Consider the following 25864-nt stretch of genomic DNA (forward strand, 5'->3'; position numbering starts at 1 on the left):
GGGACAGATCTTAGGAAGCCTCGCCGAGCGACACCATCGATCCGCTCAGATAGTGACGCTGACCGCGCTGTGCGATGAGCGCGAACTCCCAGCCCGCGTCGGCGCGGCGGGTGCACAGCGCCACGTCCTTGGCGGGCAACGACACCGGGGCCCGAAAGCGGGCGCTCAGCCGCCGCGGCGCCTCGCCCGCGCGCGATTCCAGGGCCGCGACGCAGCGCGCCACGCTCCACATGCCGTGGACGATGGGGCGCTTCATGCCGTAGATCCGGGCGGTCGCCGGGTACAGGTGGATCGGGTTGTAGTCCCCGGACACCTCGGCGTAGCGGCGCCCCGCGTCGGCGGGAACCCTCCACAATGCCTCGAAGTCGGACAGCGTCACCGACTCCCCGGGCGCCGCGGCCGGAGGGGCGGCGTCGGGCGGCGGTTGCTTGACGCGGTACAGGAAGGTGCTGCGCTGCGTCCACACCGTCTCGCCGTCCACCGTGGCGTCGTTGAGCAGGTCGAAGGTGACGCCACGGCGGTGCGCGGCGAGGTTGTCGGCGCGCACCCGAATCGAGAACCGTTGCCCCGCCGGGATCTGGCGCAGCTCGGTGATCTCGTCGCCGAAGTGCAGCATCCCCATGGCGGTGAACGGGAACGGCCGCGACATCATCAGCCGCAGCCCCAGCCGCATGCTGGCCAGGTGGGGGTAGGTGATGGGCAGGTACGACGTCACCCGATAGCCGGTGAGCCGCCGATACGCCGTCAGGTGGGCGGGGTCGGCGACGATGTCGTCCATCCGGGACTCCGCCGCGGGCAGCACCGCGGCCATGGGGTCGCCGCGGTGTTTGGTGGCCAGGGACATCGCGGCGCGCGGCGCCAGTCCCGCCAGGTGGGTCAGCATGGCCATCAGCCCTCGCCCTTCACGATCCCAGGAAGCTTTGCCCGCACACGCGAACAACATTGCCGTTGACGCCGCCGGAACCGGGATGTGCCAGCCACGCCACGGTTTCGGCGACGTCGATCGGCAGCCCGCCCTGCGCCAGACTGGACAGTCGGCGCCCGACCTCGCGCAGTGCCAGGGGCATCTTCGCGGTCATGCGGGTCTCGATGAAGCCCGGGGCCACCGCGTTGACGGTGATGCCGGACGCCGCCGCCCGCGGCGACAGCGAGCCCACCATGCCGATCAGCCCGGCCTTGGAGGCGGCGTAGTTGGCCTGGCCCCGATTGCCGGCGATGCCCATCACCGACGACGTCACCACGATCCGGCCGCCGTCGCGGATCAGCTCGCGCCGCAACAGGTCCTCGGTGATGCGCAGCGGCGCGGCGAGGTTGACGGCCAGCACGCCGTCCCACTGCTCGGCGCGCATCCCGGCCAGGGTCTTGTCGCGGGTGATGCCCGCGTTGTGCACCACGATGTCCACCCCGCCGTGCCGCTCCGACAGCCGGGCGGCCAGGGTGGCGGGCGCGTCGTCGGCGGTGATGTCCAGCTGCATCGCCGTGCCCGAGATCTCGCCGGCCACCTCGGACAGCTTCTCCCCGGCGGCGGGCACGTCCAGGCACATCACGTGGGCGCCGAGCCGGGACAGCAACTGCGCGGTGGTGGCACCGATGCCTTGGGCCGCACCGGTCACCAGCGCGACCTTGCCGTCCAGCGGGTGTGCCCGGTGATACCTGTCCGCCTCAAAAGCTCCGATGTGGACCACCTGCCCGGACACAAAGGCCGAGCGCGCCGACAGGAAGAAGCGCAGGCTGGATTCGAGCGCGGACGTGTCGTGGGTGTCGACCCGCAGCAGCTGGGCGGTGCCCCCCGCGCGCAGCTCCTTGCCGACGGTGCGGACGAACCCGTCGAGGGCGGCCTGCGCGGCGGCGTGCTCGGTGGCCTGGTCTTCTCGTACCTCCAGGCCCAACACCAGCACCCGCCCGCACGCGGTCAGCCGCCGGACGGCCGGGTGGAAGAAGTCGTACAGCTGCCGCAGCCCCGCCACCGAGTCGATGCCGGTGGCGTCGAAGACCACGGCCCCGTAGTGTGCGTCCTCGGACTCGCTGAGATGCACCTGCGCGCCCAGCTCCGTCTCCAACGCCTCGCCCAGGCCCTTGAGGAGGCCGGTGTCCTTGCCGCCCAACAGCACCGGGCCGTGGACGTCGGGGTCACCGGTGTCGTGGCGGCGGAGCTTCGCCGGTGCCGGTAGCCCGAGCCGGCGCACGATGGCGCGGCCGGTGCCGGTGTTGGCGAATCCCCGATAGCGGTCGGTCATGGGCGTCTCCTCGAGGTCGGCGCTGAGGTAACCTTACTCGCGAGTAAGATAACGCGCAAGGCACCGACCGAAGAGGTACCCATGTCGAACAACCGCGCCGTGCGCCCCGTGGCCGTCATCGGGGGCAACCGGATTCCCTTCGCCAAGTCGAACGGTCCCTACGCGCACGCCTCCAATCAGGACATGCTGACCACCGCCCTGAACGGACTCGTCAGCCGCTTCGGCTTGTCGGGCGCGCGGCTGGACGAGGTCGCCGGGGGCGCGGTGTTGAAGCACAGCCGCGACTTCAACCTCACGCGCGAATCCGTGCTGGGCTCCCGCCTCGACCCCACCACGCCCGCCTTCGACCTGCAACGCGCCTGCGGCACCAGCCTCGAGGCCACCACGGCGGTGGCCAACAAGATCGCGTTGGGCCAGATCGACGCGGGCGTCGCCTGCGGCGTCGACACCACCTCCGACGCCCCGATCGGCGTCAACGAGGACTTCCGCCGCCTGCTACTGGACTTCAACCGCGCCAAGAGCCTCGGCAAGCGCCTGGGCATGGTCACCCGCCTGCGCCCCAAGCAGGTGGTGCCCGAGATCCCGCGCAACGCCGAGCCCCGCACCGGCCTGTCCATGGGGGAGCACGCCGCCCGCACCGCCACCAAGTGGGGGATCACCCGCGAGGCCCAGGACTCACTCGCCGTCACCAGCCACCAGCGGCTGGCCGCCGCCTACGACCGCGGCTTCTTCGACGACCTGGTCACCGGCTACCTCGGCGTCACCCGCGACGGCCTGCTGCGCGGCGACACCACCGCCGAGAAGCTCGCCCGGCTGCGCCCGGTTTTCGGCGGGCCCGACGGCACCATGACGGCGGGCAACTCCTCGCCGCTGTCCGACGGCGCCGCCACCGTGCTGCTGTCCAGCGACGCCTGGGCGAAGGAGCGCCGCCTCCCGGTGGCCGCCCACCTCGTCGACGTCCAGGCCGGCGCCGTCGATTTCGTCGGCGGCGACGACGGCCTGCTCACCGCGCCGGTGTTCATCGTCCCGAAGCTGTTGGCGCGCAACAACCTCAAACTGTCCGATTTCGACTTCATCGAGATGCACGAGGCCTTCGCCTCCCAGGTGCTGGCGACGCTGGCGGCCTGGGAGGACGCCGAGTTCTGCGCCACCCGTCTCGGGCTGGACGCACCCCTGGGCGGCGTCGACCGCGATCGCCTCAACGTCAACGGCTCCTCGCTGGCCACCGGCCACCCCTTCGCCGCCACCGGCGCCCGGATCGTGGCCACCGCCGCGAAACTCCTGGCGGACAAGGGATCGGGACGAGCCCTGATCTCGATCTGCGCGGCCGGGGGACAGGGCGTCACGGCGATCCTGGAACGCCAGGCGCGATGATCTCGGCCAGCCGCGCCGAGGCCCGCAGCAGCGCCAGCCAGCGCCGGGATATCGCGTCGGCGTGGGCGCCGAGCGCCTCGGCGCTGCGTCCGACGTCTTCGAGGTCGCGCACGGCCGCGATGGCTTGGCGCACATCGGGAATCCGGTACCCCGCCGCCCGCAGCGCCGCGACGATCCGCGCGTGGCGCACCGCCGCCACCTGGTAGCGGCGCGCCGTTCCCGCGCGGGTGCGCGCGTGCTCCGGCTCCACCAGGCCCTCCCGCTCCCAGAAGCGAAGCGTCGACGCCCGCACCCCCAGCGCCTGCGACAGCTGCGTGATGGTCATGGCGTCGGCCGCCTCGGGCTCGGCGTCGGTGCGCGCCTCGGCCCCGATCGCCTCCAGGGCCCGCCGCGCGGCCAGCGCCCGGTCCCGTTGCCGTCGCAGCCGTGTGTGAAGGGACCCCGCCAGCTCGGTGGCCTCGCCCAGCGGCAGGCGACGGATGGCGCTCATGACGCCCCGGGCGTCGACGGGCCCCACGGCGAACGCGAGATCGCGATAGGCGCGCAGGTCGGCGACGTGCCCGGCGTCGAACCGCCGATACCCGTTGTCCGCCCGCGCGGCGGGGGAGATGACGCCGAGCCCCTCGAGGTCGCGGATCTGCTGGGCCGAGTACCCCGTCGTGGCGGCAACGTCCTTCACCGTCAGCACCAAACCCTCCATAAGCACTTCAAGTTCACGCTTGAACCATGAGTATGAATCAGATTCTCGACACCGTCCGAGGCTTCGACGGCGTGCTGGAGCTCGCTCCCGCTCGGGGCGGGCCGTTCCCCGAGATCGCCTGGGGCGACCACTTCTTCTACTACGCGCCCGACGGTCGCGTCCCCGAGCGCCAGCAGCCCTACGCGACCGTCGTGACGAAGAACTACCCCGGCGACGCCGCGTGCGACCTCGACCGTCCCGATCGCTGGCGGCTCAACATTCACGTCGGCAAGAAGGCGCTCACCGAACTCCTCGGCGGCTGCGCCGATGCCGATGATCACCGTGGCGGCCATGACGACTCGCAAGAACTCGCCATACCCCGGAACCTCGGCGGCGAGCGGCCGCGCGACCGGGACGATCGCGGCGCCGCCGTCGACCTCAGCGCCGTCGACACCGTGCTGCCGCACCCGCTGTACCGGGCGCAGGGCTGGATCGCGATCGTCAACCCGGGCCCGCGGACCCTCGCGCTGGCGCGCCGCCTGCTGCGCGAGGCCCATGACGCCGCGCGACGCCGAGCCGAACGGCGCGCCGCGCGCGGCTTAGGCGTCGTCCTCCGCGGCCTCGCGCGTCACCGACAGGGAGATCTCGCCGTCCACGACGGACGCCACGACGGTGTCGCCCTGTCCGACGGTTCCCGCCAGCACCAGGTGGGACACCGGGTTCTCCAGCCGCCGCTGGATGGTGCGCCGCAGGGGCCGCGCCCCGAACTCGGGCTGATAACCCTTGCTGGACAACAGATCCAGCGCCTCGTCGCCGACCTCCAGCCCGATCTTCTGGGCCGCGAGGCTGCGGCGGGTGCGGTCGACGAACAGCCCGGTGATCTGGCGCAGCTGCTGGCGATCCAGGCCCGAGAACACGATGATCTCGTCGATGCGGTTGAGGAACTCCGGCCGGAACCGTTGCCCCAGAAGGTCCATCAGCTCGTCGTGCATTCCCGACACCGGCCGGTTCGCCTTCTGTGCCGCCAGAATCCGATCGGCGCCCACATTGGACGTCATGATGACGATGGTGTTGCCGAAGTCCACGGTGCGGCCCTGCGCGTCGGTGAGCCGCCCGTCGTCCAGCAGTTGCAGCAGCGTGTTGAAGACGTCGGGGTGGGCCTTTTCCACCTCGTCGAACAGCAGCACCCGGTAGGGCCTGCGCCGCACCGCCTCGGTGAGCTGGCCCGCCTCGTCGTAGCCGACGTAGCCGGGAGGCGCGCCCACCAGCCGCGACACCGTGTGCTTCTCCTGGAACTCGCTCATGTCGAAGCGCACCATGCTGGCCTCGTCGCCGAACAGCGCGTCGGCCAGGGACCGGGCCAGCTCGGTCTTGCCGACCCCGGTGGGCCCCAGGAACATGAACGACCCGTCGGGCCGCTTGGCGTCGCCCAGCCCGGCGCGGGCCCGGCGCACCGCCTCCGACACCGCCGCCACCGCGTCGTCCTGGCCCACCACCCGCTCGTGCAGGTGGTCCTCCAGGTGCAGGAGCCGGTCCTTCTCGGCCTCGGTGAGCTGCGCGACCGGCACGCCGCTGCGGCGGCTCACCACCTCGGCGATGTCCTCCACGCCCACCTGCGGGACGCCGCGGTCGTCGCCGGACGCCTCGGCCAGCCGCGCCTCGGCGGCGGCGACGTCGGCCTTGAGCTCCTCGGCGCGGGTGTAGTCCTCGGCGTCGACGGCGGCGTCCTTGTCGCTCCTGAGGCGGGCGATCTCGTCGGCGATGTCGCGGGTGTCGGGCGCGGGCGTGCGCGAGCGCAGCCGTACCCGGGCGCCCGCCTGGTCGATCAGGTCGATGGCCTTGTCGGGCAGGAAACGATCGGTGATGTAGCGCGCCGACAGCCCCGCCGCGGCGTCCAGCGCCTCGTCGGTGAACTTCACCTGGTGGTGGGCCTCGTAGTGGTCGCGCAGGCCCCGCAGGATCTCCACGGTCTCGTCCACACTGGGCTCGGGCACCAGCACCGGCTGGAAGCGCCGCTCCAGCGCCGGGTCCTTCTCCACGTGCTTGCGGTATTCGTCCAGGGTGGTGGCCCCGACGACGTGCAGCTCGCCGCGGGCCAGCGCGGGCTTGAGCATGTTGGACGCGTCCATGGCGCCCTCGCCGCCGCCACCGGCGCCCACCACGGTGTGCATCTCGTCGAGGAACAGGATCACGCCATCGGAGGCCCGCCGGGTCTCGTCGATGACCTTCTTCAGCCGCTCCTCGAACTCGCCGCGGTACTTGCTTCCCGCGATCATGCCCGCCAGGTCCAGCACGATCACCCGGCGGTCGGCCAGGGTGTCGGGGACGTCGCCGTTGACGATCCGCTGCGCCAAACCCTCCACAATGGCCGTCTTACCCACGCCGGGCTCGCCGATCAGCACCGGATTGTTCTTGGTGCGCCGCGACAGGATCTCGATGGTGTCGTCGATCTCCTCCTCGCGGCCCACCACCGGGTCGAGCCGCCCGTCGCGCGCCTCGGCGGTGAGGTCGCGCCCGTACTGCTCGATCGTGGGCGTGGCGCCGGCGCCACCGCTCGAGACCTCGCCGTTGTCGCTGGAGGCCATGGCGCGCAAGGCCTTTCCGGCCTCATTGTCGTCATTGGACGCGATTCCCAGGATGATGTGCTCCGGCCCGATGTAACTGGAACCGGCCTGTCGGGCCTGGGCCAGCGCCTCCCGCAGCGCCCGCTTGGACGCCGGCGTCAACGGCGGCACCTGCTGTGTCGGCTCGCCGGGTTCGCCGCCGGCGGCGTCCATCCGTTCGGCCAACGCGTCGGGATCGGCGTTGGCCCCCGCCAGCATCGACCGCGCCGGGTCCTCCTGGCACGCCGCCCACAGCAGGTGGGTGACGTCGACATCCTGTCCGCGCTCCTGCGCGTGCTCTACCGCCAGCGACAGCAGATGCCGCGACTGGGCCGACAGCATCCGGGTCAGGTCGACCCGCTGCACCCGCTCGCGGTTGAACGGGTCATGCCCGAAGAAGCGGTTGATGATGTCGTCGAACGCGCCGGGACCGGCGAAGGTGTCCATCGACATGGGACGGTCTCCTCATCACGCGTGGTGGGCGGCACCCATGCCCGCGGTGCCGGGGCGGTGATGTCGGGTCGCCCCGCGCATCCTCAGACCCAGGACCAACGTGAACACGCCCCAGGCGACCGCCAGCGCCCCGATCACCAGGACCATCGCCAGCGCCCCGGTCCCGGGGTTGACGAACAGCACGATCCCCAGGGCGATCCCCGCCAGTCCGTCCAGGACCAGCAGCCAGTTGCCGGTCATCTCGCCGCGCAGCCGCCACGCCGTCAACAGATGCATGGCGCCGGTGACGATGGCCCACGCCGCGATCATGATGAGCAGCATGACGGCGGTGATGCCCGGCCACGCGAACGCGATCAGTCCGGCCACGATGCCGACGATGCCCATGACGACCATGATCCAGCGCTCGCCGCCGCGCCCGGTGAAGGCCATCGCCAGCGTGGAGATTCCGTCCACAAAGGCGTAGGCGCCCCACAGGATCACCAGGGCGACCAGGGTGACGCCGGGCCATACCAGCGCCATGATGCCGAAGACCAGCGCGATGACGCCGCGAAACACCAGCAGCCCCCAGCTGCGGGCCAACAGGTCGTTCATGGCCGCGGTGGTCTCGTTTCCCGGCGTACTCATGACTTCACCAGCGGAGTGTCCACAAGGTGCTCCGCCAGGAACCACGACTGCAGTTCGCCGGTCCGGATCACCTGGGACACCAGCAGATCGTTGGTGCCGTCGTCGCCCATCTCGTCGGCCCGCTTGGCCGCGTCGTGGCAGGCGATCAGGATGGTCTCGTGGGCCTCCAGCAGCCGCGACACCATGGCCGGGACCTCCTCGGCGCCGTCGGGCGGCCGCTTCACCACGGTGATCTCGCTGACATGCCGGGGATCGCCCACGGCCACCCCGCCCAGGGTCTGCACCCGCTCGGCGATGGCGTCGACCAGCTCCAGTTGCTCACCGGCGTGCTTGTCCAGCAACAGATGCAGCTGATAGAAGGTGGGGCCGCGCATCAACCAGTGATGCTTCTTGTAGAGGCTGTAAAGGATCTGGGTGTCGGCGAGGATCTGGTTGAGGCGCTCGGCCGAGTACATGCGGGTGTCATAGGACAGTCCCACCGGGAACTGCCGCACCGTGCCGAACTTCTGGATCTCGACGCCCTTTTGGTGCAGCATCGGCTGGGACTGCAGCTGCTTATCGGGTTTTGACGTGGATTTGGTGGACATGCGAAGAACCCCCCTTTTGCCCCGACTCTAGGACAGGGACGCGGGGGGCGTCACGCATTCGCCAATGTCAAGAGGCCAATCCGTCGATCACTTCGGCGGCGTCCAGCGACCGCAGGAAATCCCCGCTCACCAGCAGCTTCGCTCCCCGGGTGCCCCCGCCGACCACCAGCTCCGGCGCCGCGGCGACGCGCGAGTCGATGAGCAGCGGCCAGCCGGGCGGCAGCCCCACGGGAGTGATGCCGCCGTACTCCATCCCGGTGGCCTCCACGGCCTCGGCCATGGGCGCGAACGATGCCTTGCGGGCGTCCAATCTCTTGCGCACCACCGTGTTGACGTTGACGCGGGTGGTGGCCAGGGCCAGGCAGGCCGCGTAGCCGACCTCGCCGCCGCGCTTGCCCGCCACGATGACGCAGTTGGCCGACGCCTCCAGCGGCACCCCGTAGTGCTCGCAGAACTCGGCGGTGTCGGCGAGGCCCGCGTCGATCTCGGCGACGCCTACGCCCGCCGCCGCCTCCGGCCCCGCGCCCTCCAGGGCCTTGACCACCGGCGGTGCCAGCAGTCCGGCGCGCTCCAGGGCCGGCGCCACGGTCAGGCTGCCGTTGATCGTCCAGTTCATCGGGTTCCTTTCGCCTCAGCCGAAGGGTACCCAGGTGGTTTCGGTGGTGTACTCGGCCAGGGCGTCGGGCAGCGGCGCCGCGCCCAGACCCGGCCCCGTGGGCACCCGGACGCGCCCGTCGGCCTCGAGGACGAAGGGCGCGGTGATGTCGCGGGCGTAGTAGCGCGCCGAGGCGGAGGTGTCGCCGGGCAGGGTGAAGTTGGGCAGTGCCGCCAGCGCCAGGTTGGCCGCTCGCCCCACCCCGGTCTCCAGCATTCCGCCGCACCACACGGCCACGCCGTTGGCGGCGCACACGTCGTGGACGCGGCGCGCCTCGAGGTATCCGCCGACCCGACCCGGCTTGATGTTCACAATGGACGTGGCCCCCAGGGCGATGGCGTCGGCCGCCGCGCGCGCCGACACGATGGACTCGTCCAGGCACATCGGGGTGCTCAGCCGCCGGGCCAGCGCGGCGTGCCCGCGCAGGTCGTCCTCGGGCAGCGGCTGCTCGATGAGCAGCAGGTCGAAGGGGTCGAGCCGCGCCAGATGCCGGGCGTCGGCCAGCCGGTACGCGGTGTTGGCGTCGACCTGCAACGCCAGCGCGTCGCCGAAGCGCTCCCGCACCGCCCGCACCGGCTCCACGTCCCAGCCGGGTTCGATCTTCAGCTTGATGCGCACATAGCCCTGGGACAGGTAGCCGTCCACGGCGTCCAGCAGCTCGGGGATGGAGTCCATGATCCCCACCGACACCCCGGCGGGCACGGCCTCGGCCACCCCGCCGAGAAAGTCGGTGAGGGACGTCGCGGTCTCGCGCAGCCGCAGGTCCAGCACCGCCATCTCGATGGCGGCCTTGGCCATCGGGTGACCCTTGAACGGCGCGAGGCGCCGCTCGACGTCCCAGGCCCGCAGCCCGGGGTCGCCGCCCAACGCGGGCAGGAAGTGCCGTGTCAGCACGTCGCGGCACCCGTCGACGTACTCGCTGGAGTAGCGCGGGTCGCTGTCGGCGACGCACTCGCCCCAGCCCTCGCCGTCGTCGGTGACCACCCGCAGCAGCAGCGCGTCGCGGACGGTCTCGGTGCCGAAGGAGGTGCGAAACGGCGCCACCAGCGGCAGCGCGACGCGGCGCAGTTCGACGCCCGTGATCCTCATGGCCCCTCCACAACGTAGTGTCCGCCGCGGGTGACGCCCGTGATGACCTGTCCGGCACGCAAGAGCGGCAACAGGGCCTCGCGCAGCGCCGCGCGCGGCAGCGGCGGAACCCGCGGGTCGCCGTCGGGTTCGGGCAATCCCCGCGTGATGGCGGTGACGACGCGCGGCGAATTCACCCGCCAGTCGACCAGCAGCCGGTCGGTGGGGACGTTGGTGTTGAAGGCGTCGTCCATCGAGCCGTAGAAGTCGGGCAGGTAATCGATGGCCTTGGCGCCCAAGCGATGCAGATTGAACCGCGCATTGGGCAGCCGCGCCGGGTCGAACGTCCACCGGATCGAGTCGATCCCGCGCTCGATCGCCCAGTCGCGCTGATGCAGCTTGATCGCGTACCCCACACCCTTGCCGCGCATGGATTCCGCTACCCCGACGACGTCGGAGTGCAGATGCCCGTCGGGCCCGCAATACGCCACCGCCCCCGCCACCAGCTTGCCGTCGGCGAGGGCCCCCGCGACGTAGTTTCCGGCGAATTCGATGGCGCGCAAGGCATGCGGGGCGAAGATATAAGAGGTGTCGCGGACCTGCCAGATGTCGGCCAGCAGATCCGCCAGGTCCTCGCAGTCGTCCATGCCGCGCATGAGACGGATCTCGAGGCCGTCGACGGCGTCGGGGCTCATGGCCGCACGCTACCGCGTTCAGCTCGGGTTCGTCGAGGCCCGCCGCGCGAACAGGGCGAACACCGGGACCGCGACGATGATCGCCGCGACCATCACCGTCACCATGCTCGACAGGGTGACGCCGCCGCTGGCCGTCCAGGTGGCCAGGGTCGGGATGCTCCCACCGAGGGTGAACTGCAGGGTCCCCAGCAACGCCGAACCGGTACCGGCCACCGCCGCGGGCTGGCTGGCCAGCGCCAGCGACTGGCAGTTGGGGTAGACCAGGCCGAGGCTGAACATCATGGCGAACAGGAACACCGTCAGCCAGACCAGGTTGCCGCCGCCGGTGACGCCCAGCACCCCCAGCACGGCCACGGCCACCAGCGCCCCGCCGATCCCGGTGACGAGGCGGCGCCCGGTCTCGACCTTGCCGATCAGCAGCCCGTTGAGCTGGTTGCCGGCCAACAGGCCGATGGTGTTGATCGCGAAGATCAGGCTGTACTCCTGGGCGCTGGCGCCCAACTGGTGCTGCGACACCACCGAGAACGTCGAGATGTAGGTGAACATCCCGCCGAACATCAGCGCCAGGGTCAGGGCAGGGCCGATGAACCGGGCGTCGGTCACCAGGCCGCGCACGGTGGAGGCCATGGTGCCGAGGTTCATGCCGCGCCGCTTCTCGGGCGGGAGGCTCTCGGGCAGCAGGAAGTACACCAGCACGAGGCTGATCGCCGAGACACCGGTGAGGAAACCGAAGCCCAGCTGCCACGGCCCGAACTTCAGCATCTGGGCGCCGAGGATCGGCCCCAGCAGCGGCGCCAGCATCGACACCAGGACCAGCCGGGAGAAGAACTTGGTGATGCCGTCGCCGTCGAAGTGGTCGCGGACCACGGCGCGGGCGATCACGGCACCGGCGGCACCGGCCAGGCCCTGTACGAACCGCAGCGCGATGAACACCCCGGCCGACGGCACGAACATGCACAGCGCCGACGCCACGACGAACACGGCCAGCCCGACGATCAGCGGCCTGCGCCGTCCCCAGGCGTCCGACATCGGGCCGATGATGAGCTGCCCGAGGGCCAGCCCGATCATGGCGGCGGTCAGGGTGAGCTGAATCTGTGAGCCCGAGGCGTTGAGATCCGAGGCGATGGTGGGGAAGGCGGGAAGGTACATGTCCGTCGCGAGTGGACCGGTTGCGGTGATCACTCCGAGAATGAGTACCAATAGGACGATGTAGCGGCGGGGGTGCGCGGTCCGTTGGGAAGACAGGGACGTTGCGGGGGAGGGCACGGCGAATCCTCGTGACGCGAAGGGTGAGTGCGGGGCGCGTCCCGGCCACGGTGTCGAGACGTTCGACGGCGACGTTACGCCCGATTGACCTCGGTGAACAGTGAATTGAGAGCGGCGCCACCGCCGCGGGAGTAATGACCAATCACGACAGTGCCTATTACCTGGGATGGCGCGCCCGGGCGGTGGTGGAGATCATCATCCCGCCGCCGACGGCATAAAGTCCCTTAAGGACTCTATCGGCGGCTCCAGGCTTCCCGACTTCAACGTGACCGTGTCGCGATATCCCAGCCTGCGGTACAGCCGGTGCGTGGCGTCCTCGCCCACATAGGACCCCAGTGCCACCATCGGGTGTCCATCCTGGAGCAACTGGCGGGTCACCCACGACGTGATCGCCGAACCCAGGCCCCGCCTGCGGGCCCCTGGGTGGACGCAGATCGACCCCAGCATCGGCCCGATGCCGTCGCCCGTGGAGGCCACGCCGCAGGCCACGATCCGTCCGTCGTCGTCGGTCGCCCCGAACCAGCGCTGGCCCGGTACCGCGGCGTCGGGGCGGTTCGAGGCGCCCGGGAACGCCCGCTCGATCAGGGCCTCCAGCTCCTCGTGGTCGGCGTCGCGAAACCACCGACAGGCCCCCTCGGCATCGGTGACGGGCGGGGCCGTGCGGGTGTGGAACCACACCCACTGGCCCACCCCGGACGGACGTATCGAGTCAGGAAGGTGGCCCAGTACCGCGGCGGGAACCGTGATGCGGTGCGGGCGGAACTCGGCGACCGCCGCCTCGCACAGCCGGGCGGCGGCGGCGGGCTGGCCGTACCCGAGCAGCAGACGCCTGCCGGTGGAGCGGCGATGCCACGCCACCGCGCCGTCGGCGGCGATGCCCGTGGCGCTGGTGGCGGCGAAGCAGGACACGAAGGGATCGCCGCCCGACGCGGCGATGATCGCGTCGCGCCCGCGCACGACGGTGTAAGGGGCATCCACGCCGCCAATGCTTGCATCACGGTGGCCGGCGGGCAATCGCGCAGGCGTGTCGATCGGACCACACGGAAGCCGCGACGCTACAGTGGTCGAACGAACGTTCGCGGCGAGGAGGTGGGCAGGTGAGAGTGCTGGGGATCGATCCCGGCCTGACTCGCTGCGGCGTCGGCATCGTCGAGGGGGAGCCGGGGCGGCCGTGCCGCCTGGTCGGCGTCCACGTGATCCGCACCGACCCCGACGACCCCATCGACGCGCGCCTGTTGCGTGTGGACACTCAGCTGGCCCAGTATCTTCGCGACTATCGACCCGACGCGGTGGCCGTGGAGCGGGTCTTCAGCCAGCACAACGTCGCCAGCGTCATCGGCACCGCCCAGGCCTCGGCCGTGGCCGTGCTGTCCGGGGCGCGCGCCGGTGTCAGTGTCGCCACCTACACTCCCAGCGAGGCCAAGGCCGCCATCACCGGTTCCGGTGTGGCCGACAAGAAGCAGATGACCACGATGGTGACCAAACTGTTGCGACTGGACGCACCGCCCAAGCCCGCCGACGCGGCCGACGCCCTGGCGTTGGCCATCTGTCACGTGTGGCGCGGCGGCACCCAGGCCCGTTTCGCGGCGGCCCGTGCCGCCCTGGACCGCAAGGGGACCCGCCGATGATCGCCAGCGTCACCGGCACCGTGCAAAGCGTCGGCACCGGCGCGGCCGTGGTCTCGGTCGGCGGGGTCGGCCTGTCGGTGCGCGTCACGCCCGCCGCCCTGGCCAACCTGCGCGTGGGGCGCGAGGCCACCCTGCACACCACCCTCGTCGTCCGGGAGGAATCCCTCACCCTGTACGGCTTCGCCCGCGCCGACGAACGCGACCTCTTCGAGCTGCTGCAGACCTCCAGCGGGGTCGGCCCCCGGCTGGCGCAGGCCGCGCTCACCGTGCACGCCCCGGGCGTGGTGAAACAGGCCATCGCCACCGGCGACACCACCACCCTGACCCGCATCCCCGGCGTCGGCAAGAAGGGCGCCGAGCGCCTCGTGCTGGAGCTGGCCGACAAGATCGGACCCGTCGGCGCCCCCGCCGCCGACTCCGTACCCCACGGCGACCGGCCCCCCGCCTGGCGCGACCAGGTCCAGCAGGGGCTCATCGCCCTGGGTTGGTCCACAAAGGAAGCGAACACTGCCGTCGCCCGGCTCGACACCCAGGTCGACGGCGGGGCCACCGACGTTCCCGGCCTGCTGAAGCAGGCGATCCGGCTGTTGGGTAAGAACTGATGGACGAATACGGCGAGGACCCGTACGAGCCCGACATCGTGTCGCCGCGCGCCCAGCCCACCGAGGCCGGCGCCGAGGCCGGGGTGCGTCCGGCCAAACTGGACGAACTGATCGGCCAGTCGCGGGTGCGCGAACAGCTCGAGCTGCTGCTGTCCGGCGCCAAGGGACGCGACGCCGCCCCCGACCACATCCTGCTGTCCGGCCCGCCCGGGCTCGGCAAGACCACCCTGGCCATGATCGTGTCCGCCGAACTCGGGGTGGCGCTGCGCCAGACCTCCGGGCCCGCCATCGAACGCTCCGGCGACCTGGCGGCCGTCCTCACCTCCCTGGGCCCCGGCGACGTGCTGTTCATCGACGAGATCCACCGCATCGCCCGCCCCGCCGAGGAACTGCTCTACACCGCCATGGAGGACTTCCGGGTCGACGTCATGGTCGGCAAGGGCCCCGGCGCCACCGCGATCCCGCTGGACCTCGAGCCGTTCACCCTGGTCGGCGCCACCACCCGCTCGGGCCTGCTCACCGGCCCGCTGCGCGACCGCTTCGGCTTCGTCGGCCAGCTCGACTTCTACGACACGCCCGACCTCGAGGCCATCGTCCACCGCACCGCCCGCATCCTCGCCGTCGAGATCACCGCCGACGGCGCCGCCGAGATCGCCGGGCGTTCCCGCGGCACCCCCCGCATCGCCAACCGGCTGCTGCGCCGGGTCCGCGACTTCGCGCAGGTCCGCGCCGACGGCGTCATCGACCGCGACATCGCGCACCGGGCGCTGGCCCTGTACGACGTCGACCGCATCGGCCTGGACCGCCTCGACCGCGCCGTGCTGTCGGCGCTGGTGGAGTCGTTCGGCGGCGGGCCGGTGGGGCTGACCACGCTGGCGGTGGCGGTGGGTGAGCAACCGGATACCGTGGAGGAGGTGTGCGAGCCGTACCTGGTCCGCGCCGGGCTGTTGGCCCGCACCCCGCGGGGACGCGTGGCCACCGTGCACGGCTGGCGCCACCTGGGCCGCACCCCGCCGGCGTCCTCGGCCGCGGGCGTGGCGCGGGCGGCGTTGTTCGACACCGAGACCCTCGACGACGACCAGGGATGACGCGCCGGTTGTGGTCGTGTTCACGTACTGATATTGGCAAGCTAAACTCCGCAGACGTTCCGTCAATCCGTTCGTCCGTCATTTGAAAGGCGCTGCACGTGCTTCTCCTCGCAGACAAGGCCCCGGTCCTCGCGGCCAAAGGTTCCAGCCTGAGCGGCCTGGTCATGCCAGGCATCATCATCCTGTTGATGGTGGCCATGTACTTCTTCATGATCCGGCCGCAGAACAAGAAGCGCCGCGAAATGATGGAGAAGCAGCGCCAGTCCGGTCCCGGCGACACCATCGTGACCATCGGCGGCCTGCACGCGACGATCATCGACGCCGACGATTCCACCGTGACCCTCGAGGTCGCTCCCGGCGTGATGTGCGTGTACGAACGCGCCGCCGTCGCGCGGGTCATCAGCGACGACGAGCCCACCACCGTCGACTCCACGGCCTCGGAGGCCTCCGAGGACTCCGAGCCCGCCGACGACGAGGAGCAGGTTCCCGCCAGCGCGGTCGTGGATCTCAAGGCGGACAAGAAGTCGGCCACGGACGGTACCCAGAACTGACACCCCCGCCACCGCGGTGCTCCCCTGGTGCCGCGGCGGCATGTCCGGCATCTAAGTAAGGAGAGTGGACGGCTGTGGCTCCAAAGCGGACAAAAGCGGCCCGGGGACGCAAGAGTGTCACCCGCAAACAACTGCGGGTGGCCCCGTACTTCGTGTCGCTAATCGTTGTCTTGGGGTTGGTGTGGCTGTCGGCAGTGGCCAGTGCCGGATTCACCAAGTTCCCCACCCCCAAGCTCGGCCTCGACCTGCAGGGCGGGGTCACCATGACCCTGAAGGCCTCGTTGCCCAACGGGGACGCCCCCGACCCCGACCGCATGGAGCAGGCCCGCCAGATCATCGAGAACCGGGTCAACGGCACCGGTGTGGCGGAGCCCGAGGTCTTCATCGACAACGGCAGGAACATCGTCGTCAACGTGGCGGGCAAGGACACCAAGCCCGACCAGCTGCGCCAGGTGGGTGCCCCGGCACAGCTGCGCTTCCGCGAGGTGCTGCAGGGCCCGCAGGAGGACTACACCGAGCAGAACCCGAAGGACTTCCAGAACTCCGGCAAGAACTCCGACGACAAGTCCGACTCCAAGTCGAGCGACTCCAAGATCGGCTCCTCGGACTCGCCGTCGGACTCCGGCAGCGGCTCCAGCTCGAGCTCCAAGCCGTCAAGCGACTCCTCGTCGTCGGCCGACAAGAACAACGGTGAGGACCCGGCGAAGGAAAACGCCAGCATCAAGAAGCAGCGCGCCGCGGTCTACAAGAAGATCAACGAGATGGGCAAGAAACAGGACCCCAAGCAGAAGCAGAAGCTGGTCGACATCGCCAAGAGCTTCGCCTCGCAGGCCGCGTCCATGGCGCAGCAGGGCCAGCCCATCACCAAGGACCAGATCAAGCAGTCCGGGCTGATGAAGACGTTGAAGCCCTTCGGCAAGTTGAAGCCGGACGAGGTGGCCGTGCTGCCGCCGAGCATGCAGCTGTACACGCCCACCATCGGCTGCGGCCAGCTCAACGGCCGCACCCCGGGCGCGGTGGCGGAGGTCAACGAGCAGGTCGTGGCGTGCAACCGTCCCAGCGACGCCGAGATCTCCCAGGCCAAGAAGGCCAAGAAGCCGGTGCCGTACGTGAAGTACCTGCTGGCCAAGGCCCGCGTCGTCGGCGAGGACGTCTCCTCGGCGGGCGTGCAGAGCGACCCGCAGCAGGCCGGCAAGTTCGCCGTGGGCCTGGACTTCAAGAGCAAGAGCACCAAGAAGTGGCAGTCGCTGGCCAACGACACGGTCGGCAAGAAGGTCGCCATCGTGCTGGACAACGAGGTGATCTCGGCCCCCGTGACCGAGCAGGGCGCCGGCAGCGGCGGCCAGGTGCAGATCTCCGGCGACTTCAGCTCCGACGACGCCAACCTGCTGGCCGAGCAGTTGAAGTACGGCTCGCTCCCGGCGTCGTTCACCGTGGAGACCATCGACGAGGTGTCGGCGACCCTCGGCCTGTCCCAGATGAAGGCGGGCATGTTGGCCGGCGGCATCGGCGTGGCCCTGGTGATCCTGTACTGCCTGGTGTACTACCGGGTGATGGGTCTGGTGGTGATCGCCAGCCTCGGCGCCTCCGGCGCGATCCTGTACCCCGCCATCGCGATGCTCGGCGCCCAGATCGGCTTCACGCTGACGTTGGCGGGTATCGCCGGATTCATTGTGGCCATTGGTATCACGGCGGACTCCTTTGTGGTCTTCTTCGAACGACTAAAGGACGAGATGAAGGAGGGCAGATCGACGCGCAGCGCCGTGCCGCGGGCGTGGACCCGGGCCAGGCGCACGATTCTGTCGGCCGACACCGTCCAGATCATCGGCGCCATCGTGCTGTACTTCCTGGCCATCGGCGTGGTGAAGGGCTTCGCGTTCACCCTGGGTCTATCGACCCTTGTGGACATCGCGGTGGTGTTCCTGTTCACCCACCCGCTGGTGTCGTGGCTGTCGCGCTTCCGCTTGCTGAACAACGAGAGCCTGTCGGGCCTGCACACCAAGCGGCGAAATTCCCCCGACGCCCCCGCCGGCGCCGTCACCCTGTCGAAGGAGTCGTAGTCCCGTGAGTTTTCGCGACACCCTGGGCCGGCTGTACAGCGGCGACACCAAGGTCAACTTCATCGGCAAGCGGCGGGCGTGGTACCTGGTGTCGCTGGTGCTGATGCTGGTGTGCGTCGGCGGCATGGGGCTGAGGAACTTCAACCTCGGCATCGAGTTCGTCGGCGGCACCCAGTTCCAGGCCACCGTGGTGCAAGGCATCAGCGCCGACCAGGTGCAAAAGACGGTGGAGTCGACCGGAGTCCAGGTCGCCTCCTCGCAGACGGCCGGCAGCGGTAGCGACGAGAAGTACATCGTCCACACCGACGGCGACCTGTCGAACAAGCAGCAGGAGAACATCAAGAAGGCGATGAGCGAGAAGCTGAAGGGCGAGGAGATCTCGGTCTCCAACGTCAGCTCCTCGTGGGGCTCCAGCGTCTCCCAGCAGGCGATCATCGCCCTGGTGGTGTCGCTGGTCCTGATCACCGCGTATCTGTGGTGGCGATACGAACGCAAGATGGCGGGGGCGGCGCTGATCGCGTTGGCTCACGACCTGGTGCTGACGGCGGGCATCTACGCCCTGGTCGGCTTCGAGGTCACGCCGTCCACTGTGGTTGGTATCCTGACGATCCTGGGCTACTCCCTGTACGACACGGTCGTGGTGTTCGACAAGGTGCACGAGAACACCCGCGACGTGTTCTCCCAGCAGCGCTTCACGTACGCCGACGGCGCCAACCTGGCCATCAACCAGACCCTGATGCGCTCCATCAACACCTCGCTGATCGGCCTGTTGCCGGTGGCGGGCCTGTTGTTCGTGGGCGCCGGGCTGCTGGGCGTGGGCACCCTGAAGGACCTGGCGCTGGTGTTGTTCGTCGGCATGCTGACCGGCGCGTACTCCTCGCTGTTCCTGGCCACCCCGCTGACGGTCGACTTCAAGCTGCGTGAGCCGCGGCTGAAGGAGCACACCCGCAAGGTGGAGTCGAAGCGGGCCGCCAGCGGCGAGTCCGACGTGGACGTCGCCGCCGCGGTGGAGAAGTCGGTCGCCGAGACCGAGGACGATGCCGAGACCGACGACGCCGACGAACCGGCGGAGGAGACGCCCCCGGTGCGTCCCAAGGCGATGAGCGGCGCCGGAGGCCCCCGCCCGGGGGCCAGGCCCGCGACCAAGCGCACCACCGCGAAGAAAAAGAAGAAGCGCTAGACGCCGAACAATCCGAAGGGGCCGCCGGGAACTCTCCCGACGGCCCCTTGGCATGCGAGTGGTTATCGGTCACCCATGCCCGTGACGTCCTTGATCTTCTCGGCGGCGGTGTCGATCTTGTCCTCGTACTTACCGCCGGTCTTCTCGTTGATGAAGTCGGCGCCCTTGTCGACCATGTTGTCGTTGCCGGCGTCCGCGCCCTTGGCCTGGCCCTTGGTCTCGGCCATCTTGCCTTCGGTCTTGCCCTTCATCTTCTCGACCTTGCCCTCGGCCTTGTCCTTGAGTTCTTCGAACTTGTCCGAGATACCCATGGTTGTGCCTCCTAAGCGGGTGTCGGAGTCACGTCCCACGCTAGGGCGCGACTCCTGCCGGCACAGCGAAACCCGCGAAAAAGGCTCACTCTGAGGCGTCGTCGTCCCCGGTGATCCGGTAGGCGTCGTACACGCCCTCCACCTTGCGCACCACCCGCAACAGGTGGTCCAGGTGTTTCGGGTCGGCCATCTCGAAGGTGAACCGCGACAGGGCCACCCGGTCGCGGGTGGTGGTGACCGTGGCCGACAGGATCGACACCCGCTCCTCCGACAGCGCCTGCGTGACGTCGGCCAGGAGCCGGTGCCGGTCCAGTGCCTCCACCTGCATCACCATGAGGAACGCCGAATCCGAGGTGGGACGCCACGACACGTCCACCAGCCGCTCCGGCTCGTCCTCGGCGCGGATCAGGTTCGGGCAGTCGCTGCGGTGCACGCTGATCACGTTGTAGCGGGTGACGAAGCCGATGATGTCCTGGTTGGGCACCGGGTTGCAGCAGCCCGCCAGCTTCACCGCGGCGTCTCCGGCCGACAGCCCCGCCACGATCACGGGCGCGTCAGGCGGCGTCTGACGGGACTTGGACTCGTCGGGCACCTCCGTCTCGGCGATGTCCTCCACGGCGCCCTCAGCGCCGCCGTAGCCCACCATGAGCCGCTGCACCACGTGCTGCGCCGACACCTGGTTCTCGCCGACGGCGGCGTACAGCGCCGACAGGTCGGGCAGGTGCTGCTCGCGGGCGATGGCGTTGAGCGCGTCGGTGGTGAGCATCCGCTGCAGGGGGAGCCCCTGGCGGCGCATGGCCGAGGTGATCGCGGTCTTGCCGTTTTCGATCGACTCCTCGCGGCGCTCCTTGTTGAAGTGCTGGCGGATCTTGGTGCGGGCGCGCGGCGACTTGACGAAGCTCAGCCAGTCCTGGCTGGGGTTGGGGTTGGGGCTGTTGGACGTGAAGATCTCCACGACGTCCCCGTTGGACAACGGCTCGTTGAGGGCGACCAGGCGGTCGTTGACCTTCGCGCCGATGCAGCGATGCCCGATGTCGGTGTGGACGGCGTAGGCGAAGTCCACCGGTGTGGCGCCGGCGGGAAGCGCGATGACGTCGCCGCGGGGCGTGAACACGTACGCCTCGGAGCTGGCCAGGTCGAAGCGCAGCGCGTCCAGGAACTCCGAGGGGTCGGCGGCCTCGCGCTGCCAGTCCAGCAGCTGACGCAGCCACGCCATCTCGTCGATGTGGGCGGGCGGCCCCGAAATGGTGGCGCCCTTGGTCTCCTTGTACTTCCAGTGCGCGGCGATGCCGTACTCGGCCGTGCGGTGCATCGCCCAGGTGCGGATCTGCATCTCCACGGGCTTGCCGGTGGGACCGATCACCGTGGTGTGCAGCGACTGATACATGTTGAACTTCGGCATCGCGATGAAGTCCTTGAACCGTCCCGGCACCGGCTGCCAGTTCGCGTGGATGACGCCGAGGGCGGCGTAGCAGTCGCGCTCGGAGTTCACCAGGATGCGGATGCCCACCAGGTCGTAGATGTCGGAGAAGTCGCGTCCCCGCACGATCATCTTCTGGTAGATCGAGTACAGGTGCTTCGGTCGCCCCGACACGGTGGCCTTGATGCGGGCCTCGCGCAGGTCGGCGCCGACCCGGTCGGTGACCTGCGCCAGCAGCATCTCGCGCTGCGGCGTGTGCTCGGCGACCAGCCGTCCGATCTCGGCGTAGCGCTTGCGGTACAGGGTCGCGAACGACAGGTCCTCCAGCTCCCACTTGATGGTGTTCATGCCCAGGCGGTGGGCGAGCGGGGCGAGGATCTCCAGGGTCTCGCGGGCCTTCTGCTCCTGCTTGGCGGCGGGCAGGAAGGTCAGGGTGCGCATGTTGTGCAGCCGGTCGGCGAGCTTGATGACCAGGACGCGGGGGTCCTTGGCCATGGCCACCACCATCTTGCGGATGGTCTCGGCCTTGGCGGCGTCGCCGAGCTTCACCTTGTCCAGCTTGGTGACGCCGTCGACCAGCAGCGCCACCTCGCCGCCGAAGTCGGCGGTGATCTCCTCGAGCGTGTGGTCGGTGTCCTCGACGGTGTCGTGCAGCAGCGCCGCCACCAGCGTGGTGGTGTCCATGCCGAGCTCGGCGAGGATCGACGCCACGGCCAGGGGGTGCGTGATGTACGGGTCGCCGGACTTCCGATACTGTCCGTTGTGGAGGCGCTCGGCGGTCGCGTAGGCCCGCTGCAGCAGCCGCACGTCGGTGCGGGGGTGCGAGGCGCGGTGCGTGGCCACCAGGGGCTCCAGCACCTCGGGCATCTGCGGCGCCTGCCACGGCGTGTTGAACCGGGCCAGCCGGGCCCGCATCCGGCGTCCCGTGGGCGTGGAAGCGAGCCCGCCGCGCCCGTTACCGTTGCCGTTTCCGGGCACGGTGGGCTCGACCGGCTTGGCGCCGTCGTGGTCTTCTCCCGACACGGTCTTCTCGCCTGCCACCTACGCAGCTCCTCAACACCTCAAGGTTGAAAGCCCATCGTAGTGCGCGGGTGGAGCGATCGGCGATCGCCACGGGATGTGGCGACCGCCCGGGGCCGATGGATTTAACCCATGCCACCCATCTGCTGTTGCTGCTGCTGAAGTTGTTCTTCCTTGGAGAGCCAGGCCTTCTTCTTGGCGATCTTCTTCACCACGTCGAGACCGGAGGTCACCTTGCCCAGGATGGTGTAGTCGGGCTTGAGGTAGGTGTCCTTGTAGACGATGAAGAACTGGCTGCCGTTGGAGTCGGGCTGGCTGGGGTTGGCCATGGCGATGGTGCCCGCCAGGTAGTTGGCCTTCGGCGACTTGCCCGCCTTCTTGTCCTTCTTGGACTGGTCCTTGGCGGTGTCCTTGGGGAAGTTCTCGTCCTTGGTGACGTAGGTGGGGCCGCCCTGGCCGGTTCCGGAGGGGTCGCCGCACTGCAGCACGTAGATGTTGGCGGTGGTCAGCCGGTGGCACTTGGACTTGTCGAAGAAGTTCTTGCCGACCAGGTAGTTGAAGCTGGCGGCGTTGCAGGGGGCCTTGGAGTCGTCGATGTCGATCTTGATGGTGCCCTGCGACAGCTTGATGGTCCAGTGCTGGACGCCGGTGTCGGGCTTCTTGCCGTTGCCCGGGGTGCCGACGTTCTTCAGATGCTTGTTGGCCTTGACCTCGTCCTTGGACGACTTCTTGTACGTGCAGCTGACGCTGCCGGCCGAGGTCGCGGCGGGCTTGGACATCGACATGTCCTTCACCAGCACCTTGTCCTTGGGGTGGCCGTCGTCGGCGACCACGCGCCCGTCGGTCTTCTTGTCGGCGGAGTCGCTGGACACCGCGTTGCTGATCACCTTGAAGAAGAAGAATCCGATGCCGCCCAGCACCGCGACGGCGAGGATGGTCGCCAAGGTGACCTGTACCCGGCGCTTGCGCTTGGCGGCGGCGGCCTTTTCGGCCATCCGCGCCTCCAGTTTGGCGCGCGCGGCCTCTCGCTTGTCTCGCGGTTGTGCCACCGAAGGTCTCCGATCGTGCGTGGTTGGTGATGTGAGGGGTGGGTCGTCTACTTCTTGCTGCTCGAGGATTCCTTGCCCGACGGCGAGGACGACGAGGACTTGCTGGCGCTGGAGCTCGGCGACGGCGAGGAGGAGTGGCTCGCCGAGGTGCTGTGGTCGGACTTCGGCGTGGACTTGTCGTGGCCGTCGAACACGCCCATGAACCAGGCCACGCCCACACCGACGAGAAGCACGATGAGCACGCCGACGCCCGCCTTGATCTGGCGGCCGCGGCGCACCGACGCCGCACGGCGGGCCAGTTGGCGCTCGTATTTGGCCCGCGCGAGCTCGCGCGCCCTCGCCTTGCCCTTGCTGGAGGTCACCTGCCGATACCCCTTTGACGCATTGTCGCTTCGTGAACCGGGTCGGTTCTGGTGGCGCAGTTTATACGCCAAACCCAAGTGCGCTCACGCGACGGTGGTGGGTACGCTGAGCCCCGCAAGGCCGGAAAGGCCGGATAAACCGGGCGGAATAGGACGAAACGGTGCTGATCGAGGGCCTGACGGCCGAGGCATTCGCCACAAATTGTTATGTGGTCGCGCCCCGGGCGGGCGGGGAGTGCGTCGTCGTCGATCCCGGGATCGGGGTCGGTCCCCGCCTGGACGCGGTGCTGGAGCACCACGGGCTGCGCCCGGTGGCCGTCGCCCTCACCCACGGGCACCTCGACCACACCTTCTCGGTGACGCCCGTGTGCGGCGCGCGGGACATTCCCGCCTACATTCACGCCGCCGACGTCCACCAGCTCGCCGACCCGCTGTCGGGCCTGACTCCGGACCTGGTGGCCGCGATCGGCGGCCAGCTGGAGTGGACCGAGCCCGAGGCGATCGCCGAGCTGCCCGACAACGGCGTGATCACCCTGGCGGGCCTGGAGATCACCGTCGACCACGCGCCCGGCCACACCCCGGGATCGGTGCTGTTCCGGCTTCCCGGCGGCGAGGACGCCGCGCCGTACTGCCTGTCGGGGGACGTGTTGTTCGCCGGTTCCATCGGCCGCACCGACTACCCCGGCGGCGACCCGGCGGCCATGGACGACTCGCTGCGCACCAAGATCCTGCCGCTGGACGACGACACCGTGGTGCTTCCCGGGCACGGGCCGCGCACCACCATCGGCGACGAGCGCCGCACCAACCGCTTCCTGCGACAGGTCGATGAGGGCCATATGCGGGCACCGACGCGCGGAAACTAGCCCGCCGGTGCCGAGCGCCGCCCACCCATCGATTCGTCCACAGGAGACATATCCATGAGCCGTCCCGCGCCCCTGTCCGGGTTTCCCGAACTGCTTCCCGAGCAACGCATCGTCGAACAGAAGGTGGTCGCCAAGCTCGCCCGCACCTTCGAACTGCACGGTTTCGCCTCCGTCAACACCCGCGCCGTCGAGCCGCTGGATCAGCTGCTGCGCAAGGGAGAGACGTCCAAGGAGGTGTACGTGCTGCGTCGCCTCCAGGCCGACGCGGAGTCGGCCGACGCCGGCCTGGGCCTGCACTTCGACCTGACCGTGCCGTTCGCGCGCTACGTGCTGGAGAACGCCGGAAAACTGCAGTTTCCCTTCCGCCGCTACCAGATCCAGCCGTGCTGGCGCGGCGAACGGCCCCAGGAGGGGCGCTTCAGGGAGTTCTGGCAGGCCGACATCGACATCGTCGACCGCGACACCCTGCCGACGCACTACGATGTGGAGATCCCGCTGGTGGTGGGCGACGCGCTGCGGTCGCTTCCCTTGCCGCCCATGACGATCCACACCAACAACCGCAAGCTGTCGCAGGGCTTCTACCGGGGCCTGGGCATCGACGACCCGGCCGAGGCGATCCGCGCCATCGACAAGATCGACAAGATCGGCCCGTCCGGCGTGGCCACGCTGTTGGCCGACAACGTCGGCGCCACCGACGACCAGGTGAAGGCGTGCCTGGCGCTGGCCGACATCTCCAGCGACGACGCGTCCTTCGTGGACGACGTGCGGGCCCTGGGCGTCAGCGATCCCCTGCTGGACGAGGGGCTCGAGGAGCTGGCCGCGGTGGTGGAGGGCGCCGCCGCGCAGCACCCCGGCCTGGTGAAGGCCGACCTGCGGATCGCCCGCGGCCTGGACTACTACACCGGCACCGTCTACGAGACCTTCATGTCCGGTTACGAGAACCTGGGCGCGGTGTGCTCGGGCGGCCGCTACGACAACCTGGCCAGCGAGGGCAAGTTCCGCTTCCCCGGCGTGGGCATCTCGCTGGGGGTGTCGAGGATCCTGGTGCCGCTGTTGGGATCCGGCGCGCTGCGGGCGACCCGCCCGGTGCCCACGTGCGTGTTGGTGGCGCTGGCCGACGACGACGCCCGGCCGCGCTCGCGCGAGCTGGCGCGGCGGCTGCGCGAGCGCGACATCGCCTGCGAGGTGGCGCCGTCCCCGCAGAAGTACGGCAAGCAGATCCGCTTCGCCGAGCGGCGCGGGATTCCGTTCGTGCTGTTCGATTCCGGCGACGGCGTCACGGAGATGCGCGACATCCGTTCGGGGGAGCAGGTCGCCGTCGACGTCGACACCTGGGCCCCGCCCGCCGGCGACGCCCGCCCCGACATCGTCGCGGGGGACCGACCGACATTAATCGCTGATTTGTAACGTTTATATATCTAAAGAGTGCAATAAATATCTGGTCACACTCTTTACAGTTGTCGCCGGGCTTTCCATACTGAGCGCGAAC

At 69.6% G+C, this 25864-nt stretch carries 24 protein-coding genes and 1 pseudogene; 10 read left to right on the forward strand and 15 right to left on the reverse strand.

What is annotated here, in order from left to right; genetic code table 11:
- Nucleotides 1-10: 10 nt before the first annotated feature.
- Nucleotides 11-889, reverse strand: coding sequence for a MaoC/PaaZ C-terminal domain-containing protein (locus VE172_RS23305; protein WP_324804404.1), 879 nt, complete (start codon nucleotides 887-889; stop codon nucleotides 11-13).
- A gap of 13 nt (nucleotides 890-902) precedes the next feature.
- The gene (locus VE172_RS23310) at nucleotides 903-2237 is read right to left on the reverse strand and encodes a 3-oxoacyl-ACP reductase (RefSeq protein ID WP_324804405.1); all 1335 of its coding nucleotides are present in this window, start codon (nucleotides 2235-2237) and stop codon (nucleotides 903-905) included.
- 81 nt (nucleotides 2238-2318) lie between these two features.
- Here VE172_RS23310 and VE172_RS23315 point away from each other — a divergent pair, with 81 nt between their 5' ends.
- A complete protein-coding gene (locus VE172_RS23315; RefSeq protein ID WP_324804406.1) occupies nucleotides 2319-3611 on the forward strand; it encodes an acetyl-CoA C-acetyltransferase in 1293 nt (430 codons plus the stop codon).
- Here VE172_RS23315 and VE172_RS23320 read toward each other — a convergent pair.
- Entirely contained in the window at nucleotides 3580-4311 is a 732-nt protein-coding gene (locus VE172_RS23320; RefSeq protein WP_349258508.1) for a MerR family transcriptional regulator, read from the reverse strand. The genes VE172_RS23315 and VE172_RS23320 overlap by 32 nt on opposite strands.
- A 32-nt stretch (nucleotides 4312-4343) precedes the next feature.
- Between VE172_RS23320 and VE172_RS25785 the strand changes: the two are divergent.
- A pseudogene (locus VE172_RS25785) lies at nucleotides 4344-4820 on the forward strand (DUF6194 family protein); the annotation flags it as partial.
- A 69-nt stretch (nucleotides 4821-4889) separates the two neighbouring features.
- Here the strand turns inward: VE172_RS25785 and VE172_RS23330 are convergent.
- From VE172_RS23330 to VE172_RS23365, 8 genes are all read right to left on the reverse strand, one after another.
- A complete protein-coding gene (locus VE172_RS23330) occupies nucleotides 4890-7346 on the reverse strand; it encodes an ATP-dependent Clp protease ATP-binding subunit (protein ID WP_324804409.1) in 2457 nt (818 codons plus the stop codon).
- Between the two features lie 15 nt (nucleotides 7347-7361).
- Nucleotides 7362-7970, reverse strand: a complete 609-nt coding sequence (locus tag VE172_RS23335; protein ID WP_324804410.1) for an HdeD family acid-resistance protein — start codon at nucleotides 7968-7970, stop codon at nucleotides 7362-7364.
- A complete protein-coding gene (locus VE172_RS23340) occupies nucleotides 7967-8557 on the reverse strand; it encodes a Dps family protein (protein WP_324804411.1) in 591 nt (196 codons plus the stop codon). Before VE172_RS23340 ends, VE172_RS23335 begins: the two co-directional genes overlap by 4 nt.
- A 67-nt stretch (nucleotides 8558-8624) precedes the next feature.
- Nucleotides 8625-9173 (reverse strand): YbaK/EbsC family protein, encoded by a 549-nt coding sequence (locus VE172_RS23345; protein ID WP_324804412.1) that lies wholly within the window; start codon nucleotides 9171-9173, stop codon nucleotides 8625-8627.
- Nucleotides 9174-9188: 15 nt separating this feature from the next.
- Complete coding sequence (gene menC / locus VE172_RS23350; RefSeq protein ID WP_324804413.1) at nucleotides 9189-10301, reverse strand: o-succinylbenzoate synthase; 1113 nt, start codon at nucleotides 10299-10301, stop codon at nucleotides 9189-9191.
- On the reverse strand, nucleotides 10298-10975 hold the full coding sequence (locus tag VE172_RS23355) for a GNAT family N-acetyltransferase (protein WP_324804414.1): 678 nt from the start codon (nucleotides 10973-10975) through the stop codon (nucleotides 10298-10300). Before VE172_RS23355 ends, menC begins: the two co-directional genes overlap by 4 nt.
- An 18-nt stretch (nucleotides 10976-10993) precedes the next feature.
- Nucleotides 10994-12241, reverse strand: a complete 1248-nt coding sequence (locus VE172_RS23360) for a multidrug effflux MFS transporter (RefSeq protein ID WP_324804415.1) — start codon at nucleotides 12239-12241, stop codon at nucleotides 10994-10996.
- Between the two features lie 195 nt (nucleotides 12242-12436).
- Nucleotides 12437-13219: a GNAT family N-acetyltransferase gene (locus tag VE172_RS23365; RefSeq protein WP_324804416.1), complete on the reverse strand. Its 783-nt coding sequence runs from the start codon at nucleotides 13217-13219 to the stop codon at nucleotides 12437-12439.
- A gap of 119 nt (nucleotides 13220-13338) precedes the next feature.
- On the opposite strand from VE172_RS23365, the gene ruvC reads away from it, so the two are divergent.
- The 6 genes from ruvC (at nucleotide 13339) to secF (ending at nucleotide 19350) form a co-directional block, all read left to right on the forward strand.
- Nucleotides 13339-13869: a crossover junction endodeoxyribonuclease RuvC gene (gene ruvC, locus VE172_RS23370; protein WP_324804417.1), complete on the forward strand. Its 531-nt coding sequence runs from the start codon at nucleotides 13339-13341 to the stop codon at nucleotides 13867-13869.
- Nucleotides 13866-14471, forward strand: a complete 606-nt coding sequence (gene ruvA, locus VE172_RS23375) for a Holliday junction branch migration protein RuvA (protein WP_324804418.1) — start codon at nucleotides 13866-13868, stop codon at nucleotides 14469-14471. Before ruvC ends, ruvA begins: the two co-directional genes overlap by 4 nt.
- On the forward strand, nucleotides 14471-15559 hold the full coding sequence (ruvB, locus tag VE172_RS23380; RefSeq protein WP_324804419.1) for a Holliday junction branch migration DNA helicase RuvB: 1089 nt from the start codon (nucleotides 14471-14473) through the stop codon (nucleotides 15557-15559). The genes ruvA and ruvB overlap by 1 nt, the downstream gene beginning before the upstream one ends.
- Nucleotides 15560-15657: 98 nt before the next feature.
- The gene (gene yajC, locus VE172_RS23385; protein ID WP_324804420.1) at nucleotides 15658-16110 is read left to right on the forward strand and encodes a preprotein translocase subunit YajC; all 453 of its coding nucleotides are present in this window, start codon (nucleotides 15658-15660) and stop codon (nucleotides 16108-16110) included.
- Between the two features lie 152 nt (nucleotides 16111-16262).
- Nucleotides 16263-18170, forward strand: coding sequence for a protein translocase subunit SecD (gene secD, locus VE172_RS23390; RefSeq protein WP_324804421.1), 1908 nt, complete (start codon nucleotides 16263-16265; stop codon nucleotides 18168-18170).
- A 4-nt stretch (nucleotides 18171-18174) separates the two neighbouring features.
- Nucleotides 18175-19350 carry a protein translocase subunit SecF gene (gene secF / locus VE172_RS23395; RefSeq protein WP_324804422.1) on the forward strand — a complete coding sequence of 392 codons (1176 nt, stop codon included), beginning with the start codon at nucleotides 18175-18177 and terminating at the stop codon, nucleotides 19348-19350.
- A gap of 62 nt (nucleotides 19351-19412) precedes the next feature.
- Here secF and VE172_RS23400 read toward each other — a convergent pair whose 3' ends face one another.
- The 4 genes from VE172_RS23400 to VE172_RS23415 form a co-directional block, all read right to left on the reverse strand.
- Complete coding sequence (locus tag VE172_RS23400) at nucleotides 19413-19661, reverse strand: antitoxin (RefSeq protein ID WP_324804423.1); 249 nt, start codon at nucleotides 19659-19661, stop codon at nucleotides 19413-19415.
- Between the two features lie 85 nt (nucleotides 19662-19746).
- Nucleotides 19747-22059, reverse strand: coding sequence for a RelA/SpoT family protein (locus tag VE172_RS23405; RefSeq protein ID WP_349258512.1), 2313 nt, complete (start codon nucleotides 22057-22059; stop codon nucleotides 19747-19749).
- A 167-nt stretch (nucleotides 22060-22226) separates the two neighbouring features.
- Nucleotides 22227-23150, reverse strand: a complete 924-nt coding sequence (locus VE172_RS23410; protein WP_324804425.1) for a peptidylprolyl isomerase — start codon at nucleotides 23148-23150, stop codon at nucleotides 22227-22229.
- Nucleotides 23151-23197: 47 nt separating this feature from the next.
- Nucleotides 23198-23512 carry a hypothetical protein gene (locus VE172_RS23415; protein WP_324804426.1) on the reverse strand — a complete coding sequence of 105 codons (315 nt, stop codon included), beginning with the start codon at nucleotides 23510-23512 and terminating at the stop codon, nucleotides 23198-23200.
- A 161-nt stretch (nucleotides 23513-23673) separates the two neighbouring features.
- On the opposite strand from VE172_RS23415, the gene VE172_RS23420 reads away from it, so the two are divergent.
- Complete coding sequence (locus tag VE172_RS23420) at nucleotides 23674-24375, forward strand: MBL fold metallo-hydrolase (RefSeq protein WP_324804427.1); 702 nt, start codon at nucleotides 23674-23676, stop codon at nucleotides 24373-24375.
- A gap of 54 nt (nucleotides 24376-24429) precedes the next feature.
- Nucleotides 24430-25782 (forward strand): histidine--tRNA ligase, encoded by a 1353-nt coding sequence (gene hisS / locus VE172_RS23425; RefSeq protein WP_324804428.1) that lies wholly within the window; start codon nucleotides 24430-24432, stop codon nucleotides 25780-25782.
- The last annotated feature ends 82 nt before the right edge of the window (nucleotides 25783-25864 follow it).

It is taken from the genome of Stackebrandtia sp. (genome assembly GCF_035643755.1).
GTDB lineage: Bacteria > Actinomycetota > Actinomycetes > Mycobacteriales > Micromonosporaceae > Stackebrandtia.

Excerpts from the sequence above, each read along its gene's own strand:
- VE172_RS23305 (WP_324804404.1), bottom strand. The coding sequence starts at position 889 with ATGGCCATGCTGACCCACCTGGCGGGACTGGCGCCGCGCGCCGCGATG.
- VE172_RS23310 (WP_324804405.1), bottom strand. The coding sequence starts at position 2,237 with ATGACCGACCGCTATCGGGGATTCGCCAACACCGGCACCGGCCGCGCC.
- VE172_RS23315 (WP_324804406.1), top strand. The coding sequence starts at position 2,319 with ATGTCGAACAACCGCGCCGTGCGCCCCGTGGCCGTCATCGGGGGCAAC.
- VE172_RS23320 (WP_349258508.1), bottom strand. The coding sequence starts at position 4,311 with ATGGAGGGTTTGGTGCTGACGGTGAAGGACGTTGCCGCCACGACGGGG.
- VE172_RS23330 (WP_324804409.1), bottom strand. The coding sequence starts at position 7,346 with ATGTCGATGGACACCTTCGCCGGTCCCGGCGCGTTCGACGACATCATC.
- VE172_RS23335 (WP_324804410.1), bottom strand. The coding sequence starts at position 7,970 with ATGAGTACGCCGGGAAACGAGACCACCGCGGCCATGAACGACCTGTTG.
- VE172_RS23340 (WP_324804411.1), bottom strand. The coding sequence starts at position 8,557 with ATGTCCACCAAATCCACGTCAAAACCCGATAAGCAGCTGCAGTCCCAG.
- VE172_RS23345 (WP_324804412.1), bottom strand. The coding sequence starts at position 9,173 with ATGAACTGGACGATCAACGGCAGCCTGACCGTGGCGCCGGCCCTGGAG.
- menC (WP_324804413.1), bottom strand. The coding sequence starts at position 10,301 with ATGAGGATCACGGGCGTCGAACTGCGCCGCGTCGCGCTGCCGCTGGTG.
- VE172_RS23355 (WP_324804414.1), bottom strand. The coding sequence starts at position 10,975 with ATGAGCCCCGACGCCGTCGACGGCCTCGAGATCCGTCTCATGCGCGGC.
- ruvA (WP_324804418.1), top strand. The coding sequence starts at position 13,866 with ATGATCGCCAGCGTCACCGGCACCGTGCAAAGCGTCGGCACCGGCGCG.
- ruvB (WP_324804419.1), top strand. The coding sequence starts at position 14,471 with ATGGACGAATACGGCGAGGACCCGTACGAGCCCGACATCGTGTCGCCG.
- VE172_RS23400 (WP_324804423.1), bottom strand. The coding sequence starts at position 19,661 with ATGGGTATCTCGGACAAGTTCGAAGAACTCAAGGACAAGGCCGAGGGC.
- hisS (WP_324804428.1), top strand. The coding sequence starts at position 24,430 with ATGAGCCGTCCCGCGCCCCTGTCCGGGTTTCCCGAACTGCTTCCCGAG.